This window comes from Photorhabdus kayaii, from assembly GCF_025384895.1.
In the GTDB taxonomy this organism is placed as follows: Bacteria; Pseudomonadota; Gammaproteobacteria; order Enterobacterales; family Enterobacteriaceae; genus Photorhabdus; species Photorhabdus kayaii.
The window spans coordinates 1-1,161 of sequence record NZ_JAJAFZ010000186.1; the positions used below are offsets into that span (position 1 = coordinate 1).

The 1,161-nt window shown below is 46.0% G+C and carries 1 protein-coding gene; it reads left to right on the plus strand.

Annotation, left to right across the window (positions count from 1 at the left end):
* The first annotated feature begins 44 nt into the window (after positions 1-44).
* Positions 45-1,154, plus strand: coding sequence for an ISAs1 family transposase (locus tag LGZ98_RS23790; protein WP_046973751.1), 1,110 nt, complete (start codon positions 45-47; stop codon positions 1,152-1,154).
* The last annotated feature ends 7 nt before the right edge of the window (positions 1,155-1,161 follow it).

Here is a 1,161-nt window from a genome sequence, read left to right on the forward strand (position 1 = left end):
TTATATGATCTCATTCTCCTTATTTTTCTTTTTAATACTCGCCCATGAATCCGAACCAGACCCTGATTGAACATTTAACCGTTGTGAAAGAAACTCGTTCTGACATCAATCGTCAATACGAGCTGATTGATGTTATTTTTCTTGTCATCAGCGCCATTCTCGCTGGCGCTGAAGGTTGGCAAGATATTGAAACTTATGGTCGGGCCAAAATTACGTGGCTGAAAAAATATCGCCCCTTTCTCAGTGGAATACCATGCCGACACACGGTTGCCAGAATTGTGCGCGCTATTGAACTTGATTCGCTGTTGGAGGCTTTGCTCAACTGGATCAATGAACAACGTGAACAGGCAGGGAAACCGGTCATTGCCTTCGATGGAAAAGTTCTGCGACGCGCCTACCGTAATGAAAAGCAAAACGCCGTCCAACTGGTCACGGCATATGATACGGAACAAGGATTAGTCCTGAGCCAGAAAGCCACTGCCACGAAAAACGGGGAAATCAGTATCGTGCGGCAGATGTTGGATATCCTTGACCTGAAAGGCAGCATCGTCACGCTGGATGCTTTGCATTGTCAGCGCCAAACGCTGGAAAAAATCAGCGAAAAGAAAGCCCATGTCGTGGTTCAGGTGAAAAAAAATCAACCCCATCTGTGGGAAGCCGTCCAATCGCAATTTCAGGCGGTGTTTGATGCCGGTAAAGAAAAAATTATCACGGAAGTTAAGCAAGAAGCCCATGGCCGGCGTGAAGAGCGTTATGTGTTTCAGTTAAAGCCCCAATTTACGGCAGAATTAATCGAGAAATGGCCGACCATTCGTAGCATTATCGCCGTAGAACGTCACCGGACACAAAATGGCAAAGGAACGGTGGACACGTCTTATTATGTGAGTTCCCTTTCGCCCAAGCATAAATCACTGGGATATTATATTCGCCAGCATTGGCGGATTGAAAATACCCAGCACTATATTCTTGATGTGGTCTTTAAAGAAGATGATTCACGAATTGTTCTGGAGGGTGCAGTTGAGAATCTGGCCTTATTCCGTCGTATCGTCCTGAATCTGGTCAAACAATGCGATTGCGGGGCACCGAGCCAAAGGAACAAGCTTAAAAAAGCGGGTTGGTGCGATGATTATCGGGCAAGAGTTTTCTTTGGATGAATAGCAG

Coding starts and splice junctions, on each gene's coding strand:
- LGZ98_RS23790 (WP_046973751.1), top strand. CDS start 45: ATGAATCCGAACCAGACCCTGATTGAACATTTAACCGTTGTGAAAGAA.